Raw genomic sequence first — 3,091 nt, 5'->3', positions numbered from 1 at the left:
TCAGTTTTTAATAACAGGATTTAGGATAAATCCTGTTTAAAAGGTATAGGGGAGTGGGGAGCGCCAGAGCAGGGAGAAACAATCCATGACTGGGGAGTTAATCACAGTATTAAAAACGGATTTGGTATCATCAAATCCTTATTCTCGGTGAGTTAAAATCTCCTAAAAAAATAGGGAGTATTTTCAGATCACTGATTATACTAAATCCGTTGAGTATAGGCTACATATCAGGATAGGCAAGAGGCAAGAGACAAGAGGCAAAAGGAGGAATAAATAATCAGTTTTTAATAACAGGATTTAGGATTACTGTTTACTGTTTACTGTTTACTGAAAATACTCCCCACACCCTGCCCCCAGGAAAAACTTTTTCCACATACCCTAACTAACTCAACGCTTCAAAATAATCGCGAATGTGATTATGTAGCTGGGATTGACGCAGTTTTTGCAAAGCTTTCAACTCAATTTGTCGTACCCTTTCCCGGGATAATTCCAAAGTGCGACCGATATCAGCCAAAGAATGGGATTTACCATCGAGAAAACCATAGCGCAATTCAATCACTTCTCGTTCACGAGCGGTTAAATCTGCCAATAGTTCTCTGATATCTCTTTGCAAAGATTCATAGACAAAATGATTTTCTGAAGACACTGCTTCGATTTCCAAAAGGTCTAATAATTCCGTATCTTTTTCCTTACCCACTTTTATTTCTAAGGAAACCGAACGCGGCACTGTCATCAACAATTCCCGCACAGCTTCAGGAGTCAGAGCTAACTCTTGGGCAATTTCCTCTACGGTCGCAGTGCGACCGCGCATTTGCGAGATTTTCCGTTGTGCCTTCTTAATTCTGTTGAGTTTTTCGGTAATATGAACCGGTAAGCGAATAATCTGGCTTTTAGTTGCGATCGCTCTTGTCATTCCTTGACGGATCCACCAGTAGGCATAGGTACTAAAACGATAGCCTTTGGTGGGATCAAATTTCTTGACGGCGCGTTCTAAACCCAGGGTTCCCTCTTGAATCAAATCCAATAATTCTAAACCGCGATTCTGATATTTTTTGGCCACCGACACCACCAGACGTAAATTGGCCTTGATCATCTGTTCTTTGGCACGGGTACCAAGGGCAATAATTTCTTCTAATTCCCCCACTTCTAAGCCCGCTAGGTACGCCCAACGCTGTTTTCCTGCTTTTAAAGCATTTTTTAACTCAGACACCCTGATTTGGGCGGTTTTTGCCCAGCGTTCTAGGGAGGGACGATGGGCTAATTGAGCGGTTAGCTGATCGCGCACCTCAATTAACTTGACAAATTGCTGTACTTGTGCATCACCTTGTTTAACGGCGGCGGCGCATAATTTCAGTAAAGACAGATGACGCTGTACCTGTTGCGCTTGTTCAACTTCCTCGTCCCGTTTGAGTAGAGGCACTCTGCCAATGTCTTGTAGGTATAAACGTACTAAATCGGTAGTTGTGCCGTTGCTGTAGCTTTTTTCGGGACTAGATACTAAATCATCTTCCAAATCACTGCCGAGAAAATCTTCATCCAGGTCGAGCGAGTTTTCCTTCAGTTTTAAGATAGAAAAAGAGGGACAGATAAATTCAGTTTCGAGCGTCGAGGGGTTAATTGCAGACATGATGGCTTCTCTAGGGGCGACTGTGATAGGAATTAGAAACTTCTAAATCGTTTACCGTAGTCATAGCTTTCCCACTTGAGCGAGGAAATGATGCAGTTGGGAAAATTTTTTTCTCAAAAGTATTTATCTTTAAACTTAGAAGTTACAGCAATTCCATTGATTTAGAAGTAATTTCCCCTACAGTCCTATTCCTATCTATTCCTGATTTTGGAGATAATTACAGATTTGTTGCAGTTTAGCCAGGGCTTTTCCCGACTGTAAACATTGTTGTGCTTGCTGGAAAGCGGTGGGGATATCCGGGGCAATTCCACAGCGCCAAAGATAAAAACCACCGTTAAAAATTGCCGCATCGGTTAATTCATTATTTTCTCCAGCTAATAAACCCTTTAATTTAGCGGTGAGCATCTCTAAAGATTCGAGGGGATAATCCGAGGGACAGAAGCCATAATCGCGAGGATTTAGGAAAAATCGCTGAAAGGAAGGGGGATCGGTGGGATTTCCCAAACCGATAATCGCCGTCCGATTACAGGCTAAATCACAACTCCCCTCTAATCCTTTCACGGTGGTGAAGTGAGAGATATTTCTCAGAGCGAAAGTTTCGCGAAAACGATCTTCGGTGGGGGGATGAACAAAACCCGATATCTGATGAATATTACCCACAAAAGGCGACCACATTAACTCTACCGTGGCCATGGGCGGACGTTTACCGATTTGCTCCCGATAGGTAACAAAATTCTCTACTAGGGGAAAATGGCGCGGAATATAGAAAAAAGTGAATCCTGTGGTGATTAAACAGTCTTTCACTGCTGCTAAGGATAATTGACTAAAATCTGCTCCTAATTGCTGCCAGATTTCCCTCAGGGAAATACCGTATTTAGTCGGCATTCGATCGCCCCCGTGCAGGACTACGGGAACCCCCGCCGCCGCTAAGATTAAAGTAGTGATCGGAGTAACCGGGGCAGTGCGAGAGCGTCCATCGTAGGGATTGCCAAAAATAGCGATCGGATGCTGAAAAGAGGCTGATTCTAGGGTTATTTGCGGGCCAAGCTCGGCGTAGGCATCAAGCATTCCCGCTAACTCATCGCTGGTGGGGCGTTTAATGCGATGGGCAATCATAAAAGCACCGATTTGGGCCGGGGTTGCCTCTTGGGTTAACATCATCTTGGTGGCCATTGCCGCTTCGGGACGGGTTAAATTTCTGCCCGTATGGGTGCCACTACCGATCACTTTTAATAATTCTCGAAAAGTATCACTCATCTCAAGGAAAAAAATAAAGAGTAAATAGGGTTTGCTGAATAAATCTAAAAACCTTGTTGGATAAGACTTTTAGACTTGTTTTCCCTCAAAAAGTGCCGACCTTTGGAGTGATTGGGGGGAAAATTCCGGGACTTTTTCCCTGAAAATTAGGTAATTGACCACCTGAAAATCGGTAAAACCCCACACCCCACACCCCACACCCCACAC

The 3,091-nt window shown here is 43.7% G+C and carries 2 protein-coding genes; both read right to left on the bottom strand.

All coding sequences use genetic code 11. The features are described 5' to 3' along the window. Positions 1–382: 382 nt before the first annotated feature. A complete protein-coding gene (gene sigC, locus PX636_RS22510; RefSeq protein ID WP_288119019.1) occupies positions 383–1,627 on the bottom strand; it encodes an RNA polymerase sigma factor SigC in 1,245 nt (414 codons plus the stop codon). Positions 1,628–1,822: 195 nt separating this feature from the next. After that, positions 1,823–2,884: an anthranilate phosphoribosyltransferase family protein gene (locus PX636_RS22505; protein ID WP_004163289.1), complete on the bottom strand. Its 1,062-nt coding sequence runs from the start codon at positions 2,882–2,884 to the stop codon at positions 1,823–1,825. Positions 2,885–3,091 lie beyond the last annotated feature (207 nt).

Origin of the sequence: Microcystis sp. M53598_WE2 (assembly GCF_030067735.1) — a bacterium.
GTDB lineage: Bacteria > Cyanobacteriota > Cyanobacteriia > Cyanobacteriales > Microcystaceae > Microcystis > Microcystis aeruginosa.
Note: the sequence above shows the minus strand (reverse complement) of the source record. Positions and strands in the feature narration are given on the sequence as shown.

What these genes read in the sequence shown, in the direction of transcription:
- sigC (WP_288119019.1), bottom strand. Translation starts at nt 1,627, where the DNA reads ATGTCTGCAATTAACCCCTCGACGCTCGAAACTGAATTTATCTGTCCC.
- PX636_RS22505 (WP_004163289.1), bottom strand. Translation starts at nt 2,884, where the DNA reads ATGAGTGATACTTTTCGAGAATTATTAAAAGTGATCGGTAGTGGCACC.